This window comes from Streptomyces sp. NPDC043685 (assembly GCF_056436585.1).
On the sequence record NZ_JBWKCH010000004.1, the window covers coordinates 479,494 to 497,193 of the forward strand.

A 17,700-nucleotide genomic window follows, 5' to 3' on the forward strand; every position below is an offset into this window, starting at 1 on the left:
GGGCGCCTTCCCACCTTCCACACCCAACGGACATGAAAGGCAAGCCCATGATGCCCCAGCACGCCCCCGCTGCGCGGATCTGCCGCGACTGCGACGGCTTCGCCGCCGTCGTCATTACCACCGGCAGCCGCCACGCCGACGGCACCCGCGTCACGCTCACCGTCGGTTGCCCGGCCTGCCACGGCACCGGCAACGCGCCTGCCGCCCGCTTCGCCCGCGTCGGGAGGTGACCGCCGCCATGAGGACCATCACCACCTCAGCTCACCTGGAGCCGGACACCACCGCCCGCGTGAGCGTGTTCGCTCCCACGCCCGAGGACGAAGGCTTCGTCAGCCTCCGTGTCGGGGGAGAGTTCATCGACCTTGCGCTGATCGCCCGTCCGGACACCGCCGACGCCCTGCGCGCCCTGGCCCGCGCCGCTGAGGAAGCCGCCTCGGCCCTCGACCGGATCGCCGACACCACCCCGGACGGTGCCGTGTGACCGACACCGCCACCATGGCGGGCCTGGACCCGGCCACCCTCGCCGACGTTCTGCGGGTGGCCGGGTCCCCCGGCTTCGACCGCATCCAAGAACAGATCCGCCGCACCGGCGGCTGCTCCGACCCCATCCACCTGCAAGGCTCCACCGTCACCCGCGACGCTGCCACCGGACAGGTGCTGCACTCCTACTCGACCGACACCGAGCCCGGCGGACGACTCCGCATCGCCTGCGGCAACCGCCGAGCCTCTCGCTGCCCGGCCTGCGCCTGGACCTACGCAGGCGACACCTACCACCTCATCCGCGCCGGACTCGTCGGCGACCCCGACAAGGGCACCCCGCACACCATCCGCGATCACCCGCGAGTCTTCGCCACCCTCACCGCACCGTCCTTCGGGCCAGTCCACAACCGCCCCGGAAACCGGCCCTGCCGCTGCGGCCAGCACCACGACGAGGACTCACCTCAACTCGGCACCCCGCTCGACCCCGCCGCGTACGACTACGCGGGCGCCGTGCTGTGGAACAACCACGCCTCCGAACTGTGGCGCTACTTCACGATCTACCTGCGCCGCGAGATCGCTAAGCGAGCCGGACTGACCCAGAAGGCTGCCAAGGAACAGTCCCGCGTCTCCTTCGGCAAGGTCGCCGAGTACCAGAAGCGCGGGGCCGTCCACTTCCACGCGGTGATCCGCTTCGATGGACCCGACGGGCCGGACGATCCGCCGCCGGCATGGGCCACCCTCGACCTGCTCACCGACTCCATCCATGCCGCCGCCGCCCGCGTCGCGGTCGAGGTGCCCGCCGCAGGGGACCAGCCCGCCCGCACGCTGCACTGGGGCACGCAGCTCGACGTGCAGCCGATCAGTGCCTTCGGCCACGCCGAGGAGATCACCGAACAGGCCGTTGCCTCCTACGTCGCCAAGTACGCCACCAAGGCAGCCGAGACCACCGGCACCGTCGACCGCCGCATCGGCAACAAGGAAGCTCTGGTCCTGCTCGGCGTGCCCGACCACCCTGCCCGGCTCATTGAGGCGTGCCTCGACCTGCACGCGCTCTACCCGGATCGCAAGCTCCGGGACTGGGCTCACATGCTCGGCTTCCGCGGCCACTTCTCCACCAAGTCCCGCCGCTACTCCACCACCCTCGGCGCCCTGCGGCAGACCCGAGCTGACTACCGCACCGCCCAGCAACGCGAAGCCCTCGGCCTGCCCGACCCCGACGACGAGGAAGCAACCACCCTGACCCTCGCCCACTGGTCCTACGCCGGGCACGGCCACACCCCCGGGGAATCCTGGCTCGCCGCCAACATCCGCCGCGACATCCAGCACAACCGCGAGATCGCCCGCGAGGAACTCCCCGCCCTGCTCGTCCTGGAAGGAGCTGCAACGTGACCACTGCCACCCCCGAGCTGCTCACCGTGCCTGAGGTCATGGCGCGGCTCAAGGTCGGTCGGACCAAGGTCTATGACCTGATTCGCACGCACCGTCTGGTCTCGATCAAGGTCGACGGGTGCCGCCGTATTCCGGCGAACTCAGTCGGGGACTTCATCCGGCGGCAGATCGAGAAGGGTGCCTGATGGCAAAGAGGCGCCCGAATGGCGGCGGCACGATCTCGAAGCGGGCGGACGGTCGCTACATGGGCCGCGCGCATGTCACCGACACCGATGGCAACCGGATCCGCAAGACGGTGTACGGCGCCACATGGGACGAAGCCAATGAGAAGCTCGGCAAACTCCAAGACCAGGAGCGCAACGGCATCCCGGTGCCGTCCCGGTCCTGGACGCTGGGCGAGTGGCTGGCCTACTGGCTGGAGCACATCGTCGAGCCGGAACGCGAGCACAACACGTACGTGAAGTACGAGTCCAAGGTCAGGCTGTACCTGTTGCCTCACCTCGGCAAGAAGCCGCTAGTCAAGCTCACCCCGGCACAGATCCGGGCCTTCATGGCGGCTCTGGCCCGGGAGAAGGTCGGCGCTTCGGCTCGCTTCGAGGTCCTCCGCGTTCTCCGCAACGCCCTGAACCGGGCCATGCGCGAGGAACTGGTCACCCGCAACGTCGCGCTCCTGGTCGGCATGCCCAAGGTCACCAAGGACAAGGGCACGGCATGGAACGCCCGGGAGGCCATCGCGTTCCTGCGGTCGGTCCGCGCCCACCGGCTCTACGCCGCCTGCGTCCTCGTCCTGGTCCTCGGCCTCCGCCGCAGCGAGGTGCTCGGGCTGCGCTGGCAGGACATCGACTTCGAGGCCGGCCACTTCACCCCGGTCAAGCAGGTCCAGCGGGTCAAGGGCACGGGCCTGGTCCTCAAGGACCTCAAGACGGAGTCCTCACAGGCCGTGCTCCCGCTCCCTGAGTTCTGCGCCCGCGCCCTGGAGGAGCGGCGCGAGCTGCAAGCCCTGGAACGGAAGATCGCCGGTGAGCACTGGTCCCAGGAGCCGGACCATGACCTGATCTTCTCCTCCGAGCACAGCGGCATGATCGACCCGGTGGGCTTCTCCCGCACCTTCGATCGGCTCGTCAAGCGGGCCAGGGTGCGCCGCATCACGGTCCGACTCGCCCGGCACACCTGTGGCACCCTGCTCGCCTTCCTTAAGGTGCACCCCAAGGTGGCTCAGGCGATCCTCCGGCACAGCCAGATCAGCATGACCATGGACGTCTACACGCACGTGGTCGGCGACAGTGAGCGGGAAGCGGTCGGCATGCTCGCGGAGCTACTGGAAGATCCGCTCATCGGCTGATCGCCGCTGTTGGTGTCAACCGTAGGTGTCAAAAGACCCCCAGCCGCTACCGACTGGGGGTCTTCTCGCTGGTGGGGCTAACAGGATTTGAACCTGTGGCCTCATCCTTATCAGGGATGCGCTCTAACCAACTGAGCTATAGCCCCGCCGCGCTGTTCGGGAGTGTGTCCCGCGCGCTGACTCCTGAAGATTAGCGCACGACATGCGCAGTCCCAAAATCGGTTGGCGGGACATCGTCAGGGCAACGACCGAGGTGATGTCACTCGTCCTCGGCGAGCGTCAGCTCGACACCGCCCACGAAGCCCGCGGACAGGTTGTAGATGAACGCGCCGAGCGTCGCGAGGGCCGTCGCGAGGACGACGTCGATGACCGCGATGACCGACGTGAACATCAGGACGTTGGGCAGCGACAGGAAGGCCTGCAGGTCGAAGCCGTTGGACTCGTTCGAGCCGGTGGCCTCCGAGATCGTGCCGCCGACCGTCGAGAAGACGCCCATCGCGTCCATGACCATCCACAGCACGGCGGACGCCACGATCGTACAGATGCCCAGGGCGATGGAGAGCAGGAAGCTGACCTTCATCACCGACCACGGGTCGGCCTTGGCCACCCGCAGCCGCGCCTTGCGGACGCGCGGAGTGGTGCCCGCTCCCGTACGAGGACGCCGTACGGCGGCAGCGGTCCCCCCGGCCGCCGCCTGCTGCTGCGCCGGGTAGGCCTGCGGCGGGTGGTACGGACCGGCCTGCTGCTGCGTCTGGCGCTCCCCGGGCAGAGGAGAGGCCGTGGCCGGCTCCTGCGTGGCCGGCTTCGGCTTCGCGCCGGAGGCGGACGGACCGGCTCCGGTCTTGTGCTGCTGGGTCTGCGGACCTCGGGTGTCCGTCACAGTTCCCCCCTGTGATTCATGCGCGTCAGGCGAGGGCGTGTCCTTGGTCGGGGACTTGATCGCCTTCAGGTTGGTCGTGTGCGGGTCCGCCGCACGCGCGGCGGAGCCACGACCGCCGTCGTCCGCTTCCGTACCCCTGGAGGTTCCGGCCGGTCCGGCGCCCGTGGCTCCGCTCACGCTGACTCACTCCTCGTGCTACTCGGACGAGGGCGCCTCACCCTCGTCCGTGCCGGTGGTCTCGGCACCCTCGGCGGTCTCGTCGACGACCACATCGCCGTCGACCTCCTCCGCCTCGCGTCCTGCCTCGGCGTTGCGAGCGATACCCACGACGGCATCGCGCTTGCCCAGATTGATCAGTTGGACGCCCATGGTGTCACGGCCGGTTTCCCTGATCTCGTTGACTCGCGTACGAATCACACCGCCCGACAGCGTGATGGCGAGGATCTCGTCGGTCTCCTCGACCACCAGCGCGCCGACGAGGGACCCACGGTCCTCGACGATCTTGGCAGCCTTGATGCCGAGGCCGCCGCGACCCTGGACGCGGTACTCGTCGACGGCGGTCCGCTTCGCGTACCCGCCGTCTGTGGCAGTGAACACGAACGTACCGGGTCGAACAACATTCATCGAGAGCAGCTCGTCGCCTTCGCGGAAGCTCATGCCCTTGACGCCCGAGGTGGCACGGCCCATCGGGCGCAGGGTGTCGTCCGAGGCGGTGAACCTGATGGATTGCGCCTTCTTGCTGATCAGAAGCAGATCGTCGTCCGCCGAGACCAGTTCGGCACCGATCAGTTCGTCGTCGGAACCGTCCTCCATCGAGCGGAGATTGATCGCGATGACACCGCCGGAGCGGGGCGAATCGTAATCCTTCAGAGGCGTCTTCTTCACAAGTCCGGCCTTGGTGGCGAGCACGAGGTAGGGGACCGCCTCGTAGTCGCGGATCGCCAGGATCTCGGCGATCGCCTCGTCCGGCTGGAAGGCGAGCAGGTTCGCCACGTGCTGACCGCGCGCGTCCCGGCCGGCGTCGGGCAGCTCGTAGCCCTTGACGCGGTAGACGCGGCCCTTGTTGGTGAAGAACAGCAGCCAGTGGTGCGTGGTGGACACGAAGAAGTGGTCGACGATGTCGTCTTCCTTGAGCTTCGTGCCGCGCACGCCCTTGCCGCCGCGCTTCTGGGCGCGGTAGTCGTCGGTCTTGGTGCGCTTGATGTAGCCGCCCCGGGTGACCGTGACGACGATGTCCTCCTCGGCGATCAGGTCCTCGATGGACATGTCGCCCTCGTAGGGGATCAGCGTCGTCTTGCGGTCGTCGCCGAACTTCTCGACGATCGCGGCCAGTTCGGCACTGACGATGCCGCGCTGGCGGACCGGGGAGGCGAGGATCTCGTTGTACTCGTTGATCTTCGCCTGGAGCTCGTCGTGCTCCTGGACGATCTTCTGGCGCTCCAGGGCGGCCAGGCGGCGCAGCTGCATCTCGAGGATGGCGTTGGCCTGGATCTCGTCGATCCGCAGCAGGTCCATCAGGCCGCCGCGGGCGATCTCGACGGTGTCGCTGCGCCGGATCAGCGCGATGACCTCGTCGATGGCGTCCAGGGCCTTCAGCAGACCGCGCAGGATGTGCGCCCGCTCCTCGGCCTTGCGCAGCCGGAAGCGCGTACGGCGGACGATGACCTCGATCTGGTGGGTCACCCAGTGCCGGATGAACGCGTCCAGGGAGAGCGTGCGCGGCACGCCGTCCACCAGCGCCAGCATGTTGGCGCCGAAGTTGGTCTGCAGGTCGGTGTGCTTGTACAGGTTGTTCAGCACGACCTTGGCGACCGCGTCCCGCTTCAGCACGATGACCAGGCGCTGGCCCGTGCGCGAGGAGGTCTCGTCGCGGACGTCGGCGATGCCGCCGATCTTGCCGTCCTTCACCAGGTCGGCGATCTTCTGCGCGAGGTTGTCCGGGTTGACCTGGTAGGGCAGCTCGGTGACCACCAGGCACTGGCGGTTCTGGATCTCCTCGACCTCGACGACCGCGCGCATGGTGATGGAGCCGCGACCGGTGCGGTACGCCTCCTCGATGCCCCGGCGGCCGACGACGAGCGCGCCGGTCGGGAAGTCCGGGCCCTTGATGCGCTCGATGAGCGCGTCCAGCAGCTCCTCGTGGGAGGCCTCGGGGTTCTCCAGGTACCACTGGGCGCCGGCGGCGACCTCGCGCAGGTTGTGCGGCGGGATGTTGGTCGCCATGCCGACCGCGATACCGGCCGAGCCGTTGATCAGCAGGTTCGGGAAGCGGGCCGGCAGGACGGTCGGCTCCTGGGAGCGGCCGTCGTAGTTGTCCGTGAAGTCGACGGTCTCCTCGTCGATGTCGCGGACCATCTCCATCGACAGCGGCGCCATCTTGCACTCGGTGTACCGCATGGCCGCGGCCGGGTCGTTGCCCGGGGAGCCGAAGTTGCCGTTGGAGTCCACGAGCGGCATGCGCATCGACCACGACTGCGCGAGGCGGACCAGCGCGTCGTAGATCGAGGAGTCGCCGTGCGGGTGGTAGTTGCCCATGACGTCGCCGACCACGCGGGCGCACTTGTAGAAGCCGCGCTCGGGGCGGTAGCCGCCGTCGTACATGGCGTACAGCACGCGGCGGTGGACGGGCTTGAGGCCGTCGCGGACGTCGGGCAGCGCACGCGAGACGATGACGGACATCGCGTAGTCGAGGTACGAGCGCTGCATCTCCGTCTCGAGCCCGACGGGCTCGACGCGCATGGCCAGGGCGTCACCCTCGGGCGTCGTCACGGGAGTGTTCTCGTCGGTCATTGCTGGTGAAGATCCTTCCTGATGCGGTCAGCTGAGACCGACTCAGATGTCGAGGAAGCGGACGTCCTTGGCGTTGCGCTGGATGAACGCGCGGCGGGCCTCGACGTCCTCGCCCATGAGGACCGAGAACAGGTCGTCGGCCTGGGCGGCGTCGTCGAGGGTGACCTGGCCGAGGACGCGGTGCTCCTGGTCCATGGTCGTGATGCGCAGCTCCTCGGCGTTCATCTCGCCGAGACCCTTGAAGCGCTGGACGGAGTCGTCCTTGATGCGCTTGCCGGCGTTGCGGCCCATCTCGATCAGGGCGTCGCGCTCGCGGTCGGAGTACGCGTACTCGAAGTCGTCCTTGCCCCACTTGATCTTGTAGAGCGGCGGGCGGGAGAGGTACACGTGACCGGCCTCGACCAGGGGCCGCATGAAGCGGAACAGGAAGGTCAGCAGCAGGGTGTTGATGTGCTGGCCGTCGACGTCGGCGTCCGCCATCAGGATGATCTTGTGATAGCGGAGCTTCTCGATGTCGAAGTCCTCGTGGACTCCGGTGCCGAAGGCCGAGATCAGCGCCTGGATCTCCTGGTTCTGCAGGATCTTGTCGATCCGCGCCTTCTCGACGTTCAGGATCTTGCCGCGGATCGGGAGGATCGCCTGGTACTGCGGGTTGCGGCCGGACTTGGCCGAGCCGCCGGCGGAGTCACCCTCGACGATGAAGATCTCGCACTTGGTGGGATCGTTCGACTGGCAGTCGGAGAGCTTGCCGGGCAGGGACGCCGTCTCCAGCAGGCCCTTGCGGCGGGTGAGGTCGCGGGCCTTGCGGGCCGCCACGCGCGCGGTGGCCGCCTGGATGCCCTTGCGGATGATGTCCGCGGCCTCGTTCGGGTTGCGGTCCAGCCAGTCCGTGAGGTGCTCGTAGACGACCTTCTGCACGAAGGTCTTGACCTCGGTGTTGCCCAGCTTGGTCTTGGTCTGGCCCTCGAACTGGGGCTCGCTCAGCTTGACGGAGATGATCGCCGTCAGACCCTCGCGGATGTCGTCACCCGTGAGGTTGTCGTCCTTCTCCCGCAGCAGCCTCTTGTCGCGCGCGTACTTGTTGATCAGCGAGGTGAGCGCCGCGCGGAAGCCCTCCTCGTGAGTGCCGCCCTCGTGCGTGTGGATGATGTTGGCGAACGAGTACACGCCCTCGGTGTAGCCGCCGTTCCACTGCATCGCGACCTCGAGGGACAGGTTCTTGTCCTTGTCCTCGGCCTCGAGGTCGATCACGGTGGGGTGCACCAGGTCTCCCTTGCGGGAGTTCAGGTACTTCACGAAGTCGACGATGCCGCCCTCGTAGTGGTACGAGACGCTCTTGACCTCGTGCTTCTCGTCCTCGCCCGCCTCGTCCGCGCCAGCGGTGGCCTTCGCCGACTCGCGCTCGTCGGTGAGGTTGATCCGCAGACCCTTGTTGAGGAACGCCATCTCCTGAAAGCGCCGGGAGAGCGTCTCGAACGAGTAGTCGGTGGTCTCGAAGATGTCGCCGTCGGCCCAGAAGGTGACCGACGTGCCGGTCTCCTCGGTGGCCTCGTGCCGGGCGAGCGGTGCCGTGGGGACGCCGAGCTTGTAGTCCTGCGTCCAGCGGTAGCCGTCCGTCTTGACCTCGACGGCGACCTTCGTGGACAGGGCGTTCACGACGGAGACACCCACGCCGTGCAGACCACCGGAGACCGCGTAACCGCCGCCGCCGAACTTGCCGCCCGCGTGCAGCACGGTCAGCACGACCTCGACGGCGGGCTTGCCCTCGGACGGGACGATGCCCACCGGGATGCCACGGCCGTTGTCGACGACCCGGACACCGCCGTCGGCGAGGATCGTCACGTCGATGGTGTCCGCGTGACCGGCCAGCGCCTCGTCGACGGAGTTGTCCACGACCTCCTGCACCAGGTGGTGCAGTCCGCGCTCACCGGTCGAGCCGATGTACATGCCGGGTCGCTTGCGGACCGCGTCCAGACCCTCGAGGACGGTGATGGCACTGGCGTCGTACGAGGCGGTGACCTCGCCGTTGGAGGTGATCGCCTCGCTGGTCACGCCTGCGTCGGTGGACGGGATGTTCTCGTTGGGGTTGCCGGAATCGGCCACGAAGCGCCCTTTCTGGCACAGCACGAGCCAGGCTCGTCGGCGGGTTGCCGGAGCGGCTGCGGCATGTTGCGTTGGTAAGCCTTGATCAGCGTTGCTCAGCTTTTCCCGGACGGTCCCCACGAGTGGGGCGGGATTGCTTCCAGTCTACCGGTAGCACTGACACTGATGGGGGTTTGCCGGTACCTGAGTCCGCATGTGCCGCCCTCGATGGGTCTTGCCCGACTCCCGATATACGGATGGGGGCTCCAAGAGGCTCACGGAGGCACTCAGCGCTTCCGGCCGTCAACCCTTGGCTACTTAGGAGTCAGGTCCCGATTCGCAACCGTGTGCGGACGCACGACGGAAGGACCGCCGACGCTCCGAAAGAGCGGAAGGAAGCCCTTGATGTGAAGTCAGTCACGTGCTGTCGACAGGTGGGAAACCGGTGCCGCTCAGCCGTAGGTGTCGCCCGGACCGGTGCTGCCGGGGGCGCGCAGCGGACCGAAGCGGCGCGCGGGACCGGCCGGGCCCTGCACCTTGATCAGCTTCACCCTGCCGTGCCCCAGGTCCTCGTTCAGGCGCGCGACCAGCGTGGGCGCGAGCAGCCGGAGGTTCGTCGCCCACGCCGTCGAGTCGCAGCGCACCACCAGGACGCACTCGTCCTCGTCGTACTTCTCCGGTACGCAGTGCTTGGCCACGTCCTCGCCGACGATCTGCGGCCAGCGGCCCATCACACCCCCCACCGCGGCCGGCGCCTCCCAGCCGCGCTCGGTGATCAGCCGGTTGATCGCCGAGCCGAGCGCCATGGGATCGCGCCCGTCGGCGCGCGCGCCGGAGCGCAGACCGCCGCGGCGCGCCTGCTTCTTCTGCTGCGCCGCGTCTCCCCGCGCGCGTGCGGCCTCCTTGGCGGCGCGCAGCGCCACGCGCGCGAGGTCGACTCCGGAGGGCTCGGGGGCTCCGGAGGGCTGGGCGGGCCGGGACGCGCCGGGTGTGTTCTCCGTCATACGCGCTCCACCGTCCCCTCGGACACGGCGAACCGCGTCCCCGACAGCACATGCGGTACGTCGTCGTCGACCGCGGCCGTCACCAGGACCTGCTCGCCGGGCGCGACCAGCTCGGCGAGACGCTCACGGCGGCGGGTGTCCAGCTCGGCGAAGACGTCGTCGAGCACCAGCACCGGCTCGTTGCCCTCCGCCCTGAGCAGGTCGTACGAGGCCAGGCGCAGCGCCAGCGCGTAGGACCAGGACTCGCCGTGGGAGGCATAGCCCTTGGCCGGCAGCTGGCCGAGCTTGAGCAGGAGGTCGTCCCGGTGCGGGCCGATCAGGGTGACACCGCGCTCGATCTCCTGCTTGCGGGCCTCGGCGAGCGCGGCCATCAGCTGCTCGAAGAGGTCCTCGCGGGTATGTGCCTCCCCCGGCGCCGAGGGCTTGTACTCCAGCGCGATCGGGCCGCCTCCGGGGGCGAGTTGCTCATAGGCCTTGTCGGCCAGTGGCTGGATCGTGGCGATCAGGTCCAGACGCTGGGCGAGCAGCTCGGCGCCCGCGCGGGCGAGGTGCTGGTCCCACACGTCCAGGGTGGACATGTCCATGGTGCGGCCGCCGTGCCGCCGGGCCAGGGCGGCCGACTTCAGGAGGGTGTTGCGCTGCTTGAGGACCCGGTCGTAGTCGGAGCGGACCCCGGCCATGCGCGGCGAGCGCGCGGTGATCAGCTCGTCGAGGAAACGACGCCGCTCACCGGGGTCGCCCTTGACCAGGGCGAGATCCTCCGGCGCGAACAGCACGGTCCGCACGATCCCCAGCACGTCACGCGGCCTGACCTGCGAGGACCTGTTGATGCGGGCGCGGTTGGCGCGCCCCGGGTTGATCTCCAGCTCGATGAGCTGCTGCCGTTCGCCCTGGCGGACCTGGGCCCGGATGATCGCGCGCTCGGCGCCCATGCGGACCAGGGGGGCGTCGGAGGAGACCCGGTGGCTGCCGAGGGTGGCGAGATAGCCGACGGCCTCGACGAGGTTGGTCTTGCCCTGCCCGTTCGGCCCGACGAAGGCCGTCACCCCGGGGTCGAGCGGGACCTCGACCCGGGGGTACGAGCGGAAGTCGGCCAGCGACAGATGCGTGACGTGCATGGTCGTTTCGCCGACCTCCCCGGACGGTTGTGGACTGCCGTACAGCCCTGTGGACTACTTCTTCTCGACCGCGTGGCCGCCGAACTGGTTCCGCAGCGCCGCGATCATCTTCATCTGGGGCGAGTCCTCCTGGCGGGAGGCGAACCGCGCGAACAGCGACGCGGTGATCGCCGGCAGCGGCACCGCGTTGTCGATGGCCGCCTCCACAGTCCAGCGTCCCTCGCCGGAGTCCTGTGCATAACCCCGCAGCTCGTCGAGGTGCTCGTCCTCGTCGAGCGCGTTGACCGCGAGGTCGAGCAGCCAGGAGCGGATGACCGTGCCCTCCTGCCAGGAGCGGAAGACCTCCCGGACGTCGGTCACGGAGTCGACCTTCTCCAGGAGCTCCCAGCCCTCGGCGTAAGCCTGCATCATCGCGTACTCGATGCCGTTGTGGACCATCTTCGCGAAGTGGCCGGCGCCGACCTTGCCGGCGTGCACCGAGCCGAAGTCGCCCTCCGGCTTGAGGGCGTCGAAGACCGGCTGCACCTTGGCGACGTTCTCCTTGTCGCCGCCGTACATCAGCGCGTAGCCGTTCTCCAGGCCCCAGACGCCGCCGGAGACACCGCAGTCGACGAATCCGATGCCCTTGGCCGCCAGCTCCCCGGCGTGCTTCTCGTCGTCGGTCCAGCGGGAGTTGCCACCGTCCACGACGACGTCCCCGGGCTCCAGCAGCTCGGCGAGCCGGTCGATCGTGGTCTGCGTGGCCTCACCGGCCGGGACCATCACCCAGATCACCCGCGGGCCGCTGAGCTTGCCCACCAGTTCTTCCAGGCTGTGGACATCGGCGAGGTCCGGGTTGCGGTCGTATCCGAGGACGGTGTGACCTGCGCGGCGGATCCGCTCGCGCATGTTGCCGCCCATCTTGCCGAGGCCGACGAGACCGAGCTCCATCAGTTGTGTTCCTTAGGTTCTGCGACGTGGCGTGGCGGCACGTGCGTACCGCGAGGCACTCTCGTACCCGCGTCCGAGCCTAAACCCGGACGCTCGCGCACATCTGTGGGCATACGCGCTCACTCGTACGCCCTCACCTGCGGGTTTGTCCTCAGCCTGTGGACAACCGCCGGTGATCCCCAGAGGCTCACCGGCCCCCGGGCGGGCTCAGCCGCTGAGGCGCACCGGCATGATCAGGTACTTGTAGGCCTCGTCCGCCTCGGCGTCCAGCGCCGGCCTGCCGCTGAGCAGCGCGGGCTTGGTGGACGTCGTGAAGGACAGCTGGGCCACCGGGGAGTCGATGGCGCTCAGACCGTCCAGCAGGAAGGTCGGGTTGAAGGCGATCGAGATGTCGTCGCCCTCCAGCTGGGCGTCAACCCTTTCCACAGCCTGTGCGTCGTCGCTGGAGCCGGCCTCCAGGATGAGCACGCCCTGCTCGAAGCTCAGCCGCACCGGGGTGTTGCGCTCGGCGACCAGGGCCACACGCTTGACGGCCTCCACGAAGGGGGCGGTCTCGATGACGGCGATGCTGTTGAACTCCGTCGGGAACAGCGTGCGGTACTTCGGGAGGTCGCCCTCCAGCAGCCGGGTCGTCGTACGGCGCCCCGCACCCTCGAAGCCGATCAGGCCCTCGCCGGCGCCCGAGCCGGACAGCGCCAGGATCACCTGGTCGCCGCTGGTGAGGGCCTTGGCGGTGTCCAGAAGCGTCTTGGCGGGCACCAGGGCGACCGCGGAGGCCTCCGGGTTCTCCGGCTTCCACAGGAACTCGCGGACCGCGAAGCGGTAGCGGTCGGTGGACGCCAGCGTGACGGTGTCGCCCTCGATCTCGATGCGGACACCGGTGAGGACGGGCAGCGTGTCGTCACGGCCTGCCGCGATGGCCACCTGGGCGGCGGCGGAGGCGAAGACCTCGCCGGGGACCGTGCCCGTCGCGTTCGGCATCTGGGGCAGGGCCGGGTACTCCTCCACAGGCAGGGTGTGGAGTGTGAACCGGGAGGAGCCGCAGACCACGGTCGCCCGTACACCGTCTGTGGAAATCTCCACCGGCCGGTTGGGGAGCGCCCGGCAGATGTCCGCGAGCAGGCGGCCGGAGACCAGGACCGTGCCCTCCTCGTCGACCTCGGCCTCCACGGAGACCCGCGCGGAGACCTCGTAGTCGAAGCTGGACAGGCTCAGCTGGCCGTCCTCGGCCTTCAGCAGCAGGCCGGCGAGGACAGGCGCCGGCGGACGGGCCGGGAGGCTGCGTGCCGCCCAGGCCACTGCCTCCGCGAGTACGTCGCGTTCCACCCGGATCTTCACTGTTGCCGCCTCCTGCTGTTGCCGGCGCTTCTCGCTCTGCCTGGCCCTCGTCGTCTGTCTCGGTGTCGACGGTCCCGGTGAGGGGGAGGACACCGGGGACCAGTCTGACGCACCGCACTGACAGTAGGTGCCTCTCGGGGTCAAGTCGTGACGAGGGGCTGCCGGGCACCGAAGAGCGAGTTGTGCACAGGACCCCCTTCGAAACGGATTCCCAGCTCTCTCTAGTCGGGAGTAGTAGTAGGGCCTGTGGATACCGTGGATAACCTCGTTTGCCCAGCTCAGGGCAGGAATTTTGTCCACGGGCCCTGTGGGTGGAGGCGGTGGACAACCGGGCGTATCTGTGGAGAACAGAAAGTTCTGCACACGCCGTGCACAGGAAGGGGCGAGTTCTCCCCAGTGCCGTCCCCAGGTTTACCCACGTTTCCCACAGACCAACCCGGCACCTTCGTGTGACGCCTTTCACTCGACCCGGTGAGGAGGCGCGTCGGGTTGCCGAACAGTGGACAGGCATGTGGAGAAGCGGCCGATCGCTGGGGACAACCGCCCCCAGCCTGTGGGCGGCCGGTGGACAACTCGGTGCACAGCCTGTGGATCAATCCTTCGTCCACAGCCTGTGGAGATCCTTCGTCCACCAATCCACAACCAGCTGAGCTGGTCTGATGGTCTTTCAACAGCGGCGGCTGTGGACACTATCTGGACAACTCCCCGGTCCCCAGTCTGTGGACGGCAGAAAGTCACCGAATCTGTGGAGGGAGGCCGTAACCCGGCGATGAATCGAACACAAGGTTGCGGCCCGGTGTGCGAGGCGGGGGCCGGTAACGCGCCGCCGGAGCTCGGAAACCCGGCCGCACGGCCGCGGCAGCGCCCGGAACCGGGCCCGTGGCACCGACGCGCCGGGACACGAGAAGGGCGCTCCCGGATCCCTCCGGGAGCGCCCTCGGCGGCTGTCCGCCGTCGTCGTCAGCCGTTCTTGATGCGGTTGGTCAGCTCCGTGACCTGGTTGTAGATGGAGCGGCGCTCGGCCATCAGATTGCGGATCTTGCGGTCCGCGTGCATGACCGTGGTGTGGTCGCGGCCGCCGAACAGCGCGCCGATCTTCGGCAGCGACAGGTCCGTCAGCTCACGGCACAGATACATGGCGATCTGGCGGGCGGTGACGAGGGCGCGGCCGCGCGAGGTGCCGCACAGGTCCTCGACGGTCAGCCCGAAGTAGTCCGCCGTCGCGCCCATGATGGCCGTCGACGTGATCTCGGGCGCCGAGTCGTCGCCGCCGGGGATGAGGTCCTTCAGGACGATCTCCGTCAGCCCCAGATCCACCGGCTGCCGGTTGAGCGAGGCGAACGCCGTGACCCGGATCAGCGCGCCCTCCAGCTCACGGATGTTGCGCGAGATCCGGGACGCGATGAACTCCAGCACCTCCGGCGGCGCGTTCAGCTGCTCCTGCACCGCCTTCTTGCGCAGGATCGCGATCCGCGTCTCCAGCTCGGGCGGCTGGACGTCGGTGATCAGTCCCCACTCGAAGCGGTTGCGCAGCCGGTCCTCCAGGGTGACCAGCTGCTTCGGCGGCCGGTCCGAGGACAGCACGATCTGCTTGTTCGCGTTGTGCAGGGTGTTGAAGGTGTGGAAGAACTCCTCCTGCGTCGACTCCTTGTCCGCCAGGAACTGGATGTCGTCGACCAGCAGGATGTCCATCTCGCGGTAGCGCTTGCGGAAGCTGTCGCCCTTGCCGTCGCGGATGGAGTTGATGAACTCGTTGGTGAACTCCTCCGAGCTCACGTAGCGCACGCGCGTGCCCGGGTAGAGGCTGCGCGCGTAGTGCCCGATCGCGTGCAGCAGGTGCGTCTTGCCGAGCCCGGACTCCCCGTAGATGAACAAGGGGTTGTAGGCCTTCGCCGGTGCCTCGGCGACGGCGACCGCGGCCGCGTGGGCGAAGCGGTTGGAGGCGCCGATGACGAACGTGTCGAAGAGGTACTTCGGGTTCAGTCGCGCGGTGGGCTCACCGGGGCCGGTCGCCGGCGCGGGCTGCGCGGCCAGCGGGCCGGGCGCACCCGTGGTGGGCAGGTTCGGCCCGACCGGACCGCCCCGGTGGACGTGGCCCGAGCCGGCCGGCGGATCGGGCAGCTCGCGGCGCCCGTCCCGCTGGTCGTAGTCGCCGCGCGACGTCTCGTAGTCGGATCGCGGCTTGTCGTAGGAGGGGCGCTCCATGGGCTGCGGGCGGTAGTCCTGCGATGAGCCGTAGGAGTCCTTGGAGGGCGGGCCGCCGTAGGAGTCCTTGGATCCGTACGCGTCCTTCGACCCGTAGGCGTCCTGAGGTCCGGGGCCGTAGGAGTCCTGCTGCGGGTTGTAGGCGTCCTGGGAGCCGTACGAGTCCTGCCCGGGTGACGCGTACGGGTCCCGCTCGGGGAAGCCGAGGCGCTGCTGCTGCCAGCCGTACTCGTCCTGCTGCGCCGGCCGCGGCCAGGCGCCCGGCTCGGGACGCTGGTATTCGGAGGGGTACGCGGGACGGGCCGTGGGCAGCTGGTCTGCGCGCGTAGGCGGAAGCTGGTCGCCGGACGGGCCGGACGGCCCGGGCGGCTGGTCGGCCCGGTGGCGGCCGTACCCCTCGTAACCGTCGCGGTCCTTGCGTTCGTAGTCGCGCTCCTGGCGCTCGTACCCCTCACGCTCCTGCCGCTCGTAGGCGTCGCGGTCCTGACGGTCGTAGCCGTCGCGCTCCTGGCGGGTGGCGGGAAGCTCGTGCTCCTCGTAGCGCGACTGAGGGCGTGCCTGGGGTGCCGCTGGGGCCGGCGGGTCGCCCGCGGAGTCGTCGACGGTGATCGCGATCCGGATCGGGCGGCCGCACTCGCGGCTCAGGGTCTCGCTGACGATCGGCGCGAGACGACCCTCCAGTACGCCCTTCGCGAACTCGTTCGGCACGGCGAGCAGGGCGGTGTCCGCGACCAGCGCGAGGGGCTGGCAGCGCCGGATCCAGTGCTCGTCCTTCCCTTCGACCCCTTGGCCGCGGCCCTCCCCGAGGAGCTGCTCCAATACGCGTGGCCACACTGCGGCAAGATCGGCAGGTACGTCAGCCACAGGGCACGCTCTCTCACAGGTCCCACGAACGTGTGGTTCTGGGACGGCTCGGGATGTAAATCGGGTGGGGCAGGGATAAGGGAACGAATCGGAGTTCCGTCACGGTAGTCAGGGCGGCCGGTACGGTTCAAGTTGTTGTCCCCAGCCTGTGGACAAGTGTCTCCCGGCGACTCCTGGTTTGACCGGATGGCGTAGCCGCGCGTACCGTAACCAGGTCGAGTTGTCGATGGCTGCTGCCGCCTGCCTCCGATGGGCACAGATCATTTGGGTGATCGGTCAGCGGTGCACTCGGGCGTAACTGCGAGCTACTCGTGGGCGCACGGTGACAGCCAGGACGGCACCCCGCAACTACCGATTTTCTCTGGAGCCCCCGAGTGAGCAAGCGCACCTTCCAGCCGAACAACCGTCGCCGCGCGAAGACCCACGGCTTCCGCCTGCGGATGCGCACCCGTGCCGGTCGCGCGATTCTCGCGAACCGCCGCAGCAAGGGTCGCGCCAGCCTGTCCGCCTGATCCTGATCAGGTCATGACGTCGTGCTGCCTACCGAGCATCGGCTGAGGCGGCGCGAGGACTTCGCGACCGCGGTACGACGAGGACGCCGGGCCGGACGCCCGCTCCTGGTCGTCCATCTACGGAGCGGTTCCACGGACCCGCACGCGCCTGGGGAGAGCGCTCCCCCGACGCGTGCGGGTTTCGTCGTGAGCAAAGCCGTGGGCGGCGCGGTCGTGCGGAACAAGGTCAAGCGCAGGCTTCGCCACCTGATGCGCGAGCGAGTCGCCCAGCTGCCCCCCGGTAGCCTGGTAGTCGTACGAGCGCTGCCCGGATCGGGCGACGCCGACCATGCACAGCTGGCCCGAGACCTGGATGCCGCTCTCCAGCGGTTGCTGGGAGGGGGCGCGCGATGAAGTACCCGCTGCTGGCTCTGATCAAGCTCTACCAGTGGACGATCAGTCCCCTGCTCGGGCCGGTCTGCAAGTACTACCCGTCGTGCTCCCACTACGGCTTCACGGCCATCGACCGGCATGGTGCCGTCAAGGGAACGGCACTCACGGCCTGGCGCATCCTGCGGTGCAATCCGTGGTCGCTGGGCGGTGTGGACCATGTCCCGCCGCGCAAGCGCCCGCGGTGGCACGAAATGCTGCGCAACGCGTGGCGTGCACGCAAGGGCGGGCCCTCCGCCGCCGGACCGGCCAGCGAAGGACAGACTTCTCCCACAAGTCCGTCGAGTCCTTCGAGCCCGGCCGCAGAGACACCGTCCCATGCCCAAGGAGCATGATT

Annotated in this window: 16 protein-coding genes and 1 tRNA gene; 8 read left to right on the forward strand and 9 right to left on the reverse strand. The window is 68.7% G+C overall.

The window, feature by feature from the left end; all coding sequences use genetic code 11:
* The first annotated feature begins 50 nt into the window (after positions 1–50).
* The 5 genes from AC0665_RS15710 to AC0665_RS15730 are packed head-to-tail and all read left to right on the forward strand — an operon-like array spanning position 51 to position 3,211.
* Positions 51–230: a hypothetical protein gene (locus tag AC0665_RS15710; protein WP_478705253.1), complete on the forward strand. Its 180-nt coding sequence runs from the start codon at positions 51–53 to the stop codon at positions 228–230.
* An 8-nt stretch (positions 231–238) separates the two neighbouring features.
* A complete protein-coding gene (locus tag AC0665_RS15715) occupies positions 239–481 on the forward strand; it encodes a hypothetical protein (RefSeq protein WP_148640329.1) in 243 nt (80 codons plus the stop codon).
* Entirely contained in the window at positions 478–1,869 is a 1,392-nt protein-coding gene (gene repSA, locus AC0665_RS15720; RefSeq protein ID WP_478705183.1) for a replication initiator protein RepSA, read from the forward strand. The genes AC0665_RS15715 and repSA overlap by 4 nt, the downstream gene beginning before the upstream one ends.
* Positions 1,866–2,054 carry a helix-turn-helix domain-containing protein gene (locus tag AC0665_RS15725; protein ID WP_478705184.1) on the forward strand — a complete coding sequence of 63 codons (189 nt, stop codon included), beginning with the start codon at positions 1,866–1,868 and terminating at the stop codon, positions 2,052–2,054. Before repSA ends, AC0665_RS15725 begins: the two co-directional genes overlap by 4 nt.
* Positions 2,054–3,211 (forward strand): tyrosine-type recombinase/integrase, encoded by a 1,158-nt coding sequence (locus AC0665_RS15730; RefSeq protein ID WP_478705185.1) that lies wholly within the window; start codon positions 2,054–2,056, stop codon positions 3,209–3,211. Before AC0665_RS15725 ends, AC0665_RS15730 begins: the two co-directional genes overlap by 1 nt.
* 69 nt (positions 3,212–3,280) lie before the next feature.
* Here AC0665_RS15730 and AC0665_RS15735 read toward each other — a convergent pair.
* The 9 genes from AC0665_RS15735 to dnaA all read right to left on the reverse strand — a co-directional run bounded on the left by AC0665_RS15735 (position 3,281) and on the right by dnaA (position 16,422).
* Positions 3,281–3,357, reverse strand: a tRNA-Ile gene (locus AC0665_RS15735).
* Between the two features lie 113 nt (positions 3,358–3,470).
* Positions 3,471–4,268, reverse strand: a complete 798-nt coding sequence (locus AC0665_RS15740; RefSeq protein WP_468408045.1) for a DUF3566 domain-containing protein — start codon at positions 4,266–4,268, stop codon at positions 3,471–3,473.
* Positions 4,269–4,286: 18 nt separating this feature from the next.
* Positions 4,287–6,881, reverse strand: coding sequence for a DNA gyrase subunit A (gene gyrA, locus AC0665_RS15745; RefSeq protein ID WP_363121435.1), 2,595 nt, complete (start codon positions 6,879–6,881; stop codon positions 4,287–4,289).
* A gap of 42 nt (positions 6,882–6,923) precedes the next feature.
* The gene (gyrB, locus tag AC0665_RS15750) at positions 6,924–8,984 is read right to left on the reverse strand and encodes a DNA topoisomerase (ATP-hydrolyzing) subunit B (RefSeq protein WP_363121436.1); all 2,061 of its coding nucleotides are present in this window, start codon (positions 8,982–8,984) and stop codon (positions 6,924–6,926) included.
* A 431-nt stretch (positions 8,985–9,415) separates the two neighbouring features.
* Entirely contained in the window at positions 9,416–9,967 is a 552-nt protein-coding gene (locus tag AC0665_RS15755) for a DciA family protein (protein WP_468408043.1), read from the reverse strand.
* The gene (gene recF, locus AC0665_RS15760; protein ID WP_468408041.1) at positions 9,964–11,085 is read right to left on the reverse strand and encodes a DNA replication/repair protein RecF; all 1,122 of its coding nucleotides are present in this window, start codon (positions 11,083–11,085) and stop codon (positions 9,964–9,966) included. Before recF ends, AC0665_RS15755 begins: the two co-directional genes overlap by 4 nt.
* 54 nt (positions 11,086–11,139) lie before the next feature.
* A complete protein-coding gene (gene gnd / locus AC0665_RS15765) occupies positions 11,140–12,015 on the reverse strand; it encodes a phosphogluconate dehydrogenase (NAD(+)-dependent, decarboxylating) (RefSeq protein WP_468408039.1) in 876 nt (291 codons plus the stop codon).
* Positions 12,016–12,222: 207 nt separating this feature from the next.
* Positions 12,223–13,353 (reverse strand): DNA polymerase III subunit beta, encoded by a 1,131-nt coding sequence (gene dnaN, locus AC0665_RS15770; RefSeq protein ID WP_366049259.1) that lies wholly within the window; start codon positions 13,351–13,353, stop codon positions 12,223–12,225.
* A 960-nt stretch (positions 13,354–14,313) separates the two neighbouring features.
* Positions 14,314–16,422 carry a chromosomal replication initiator protein DnaA gene (dnaA, locus tag AC0665_RS15775; protein ID WP_478705186.1) on the reverse strand — a complete coding sequence of 703 codons (2,109 nt, stop codon included), beginning with the start codon at positions 16,420–16,422 and terminating at the stop codon, positions 14,314–14,316.
* A gap of 374 nt (positions 16,423–16,796) precedes the next feature.
* On the opposite strand from dnaA, the gene rpmH reads away from it, so the two are divergent.
* The 3 genes from rpmH to yidD are packed head-to-tail and all read left to right on the forward strand — an operon-like array spanning position 16,797 to position 17,698.
* Complete coding sequence (rpmH, locus tag AC0665_RS15780; RefSeq protein ID WP_005482975.1) at positions 16,797–16,934, forward strand: 50S ribosomal protein L34; 138 nt, start codon at positions 16,797–16,799, stop codon at positions 16,932–16,934.
* A 21-nt stretch (positions 16,935–16,955) separates the two neighbouring features.
* The gene (gene rnpA / locus AC0665_RS15785; RefSeq protein ID WP_078615240.1) at positions 16,956–17,327 is read left to right on the forward strand and encodes a ribonuclease P protein component; all 372 of its coding nucleotides are present in this window, start codon (positions 16,956–16,958) and stop codon (positions 17,325–17,327) included.
* Complete coding sequence (gene yidD / locus AC0665_RS15790; RefSeq protein WP_363121442.1) at positions 17,324–17,698, forward strand: membrane protein insertion efficiency factor YidD; 375 nt, start codon at positions 17,324–17,326, stop codon at positions 17,696–17,698. Before rnpA ends, yidD begins: the two co-directional genes overlap by 4 nt.
* Positions 17,699–17,700 lie beyond the last annotated feature (2 nt).

What these genes read in the sequence shown, in the direction of transcription:
- yidD (WP_363121442.1), top strand. Translation starts at nt 17,324, where the DNA reads ATGAAGTACCCGCTGCTGGCTCTGATCAAGCTCTACCAGTGGACGATC.
- recF (WP_468408041.1), bottom strand. Translation starts at nt 11,085, where the DNA reads ATGCACGTCACGCATCTGTCGCTGGCCGACTTCCGCTCGTACCCCCGG.
- AC0665_RS15755 (WP_468408043.1), bottom strand. Translation starts at nt 9,967, where the DNA reads ATGACGGAGAACACACCCGGCGCGTCCCGGCCCGCCCAGCCCTCCGGA.
- AC0665_RS15710 (WP_478705253.1), top strand. Translation starts at nt 51, where the DNA reads ATGCCCCAGCACGCCCCCGCTGCGCGGATCTGCCGCGACTGCGACGGC.
- AC0665_RS15730 (WP_478705185.1), top strand. Translation starts at nt 2,054, where the DNA reads ATGGCAAAGAGGCGCCCGAATGGCGGCGGCACGATCTCGAAGCGGGCG.
- AC0665_RS15715 (WP_148640329.1), top strand. Translation starts at nt 239, where the DNA reads ATGAGGACCATCACCACCTCAGCTCACCTGGAGCCGGACACCACCGCC.
- gyrA (WP_363121435.1), bottom strand. Translation starts at nt 6,881, where the DNA reads ATGACCGACGAGAACACTCCCGTGACGACGCCCGAGGGTGACGCCCTG.
- gnd (WP_468408039.1), bottom strand. Translation starts at nt 12,015, where the DNA reads ATGGAGCTCGGTCTCGTCGGCCTCGGCAAGATGGGCGGCAACATGCGC.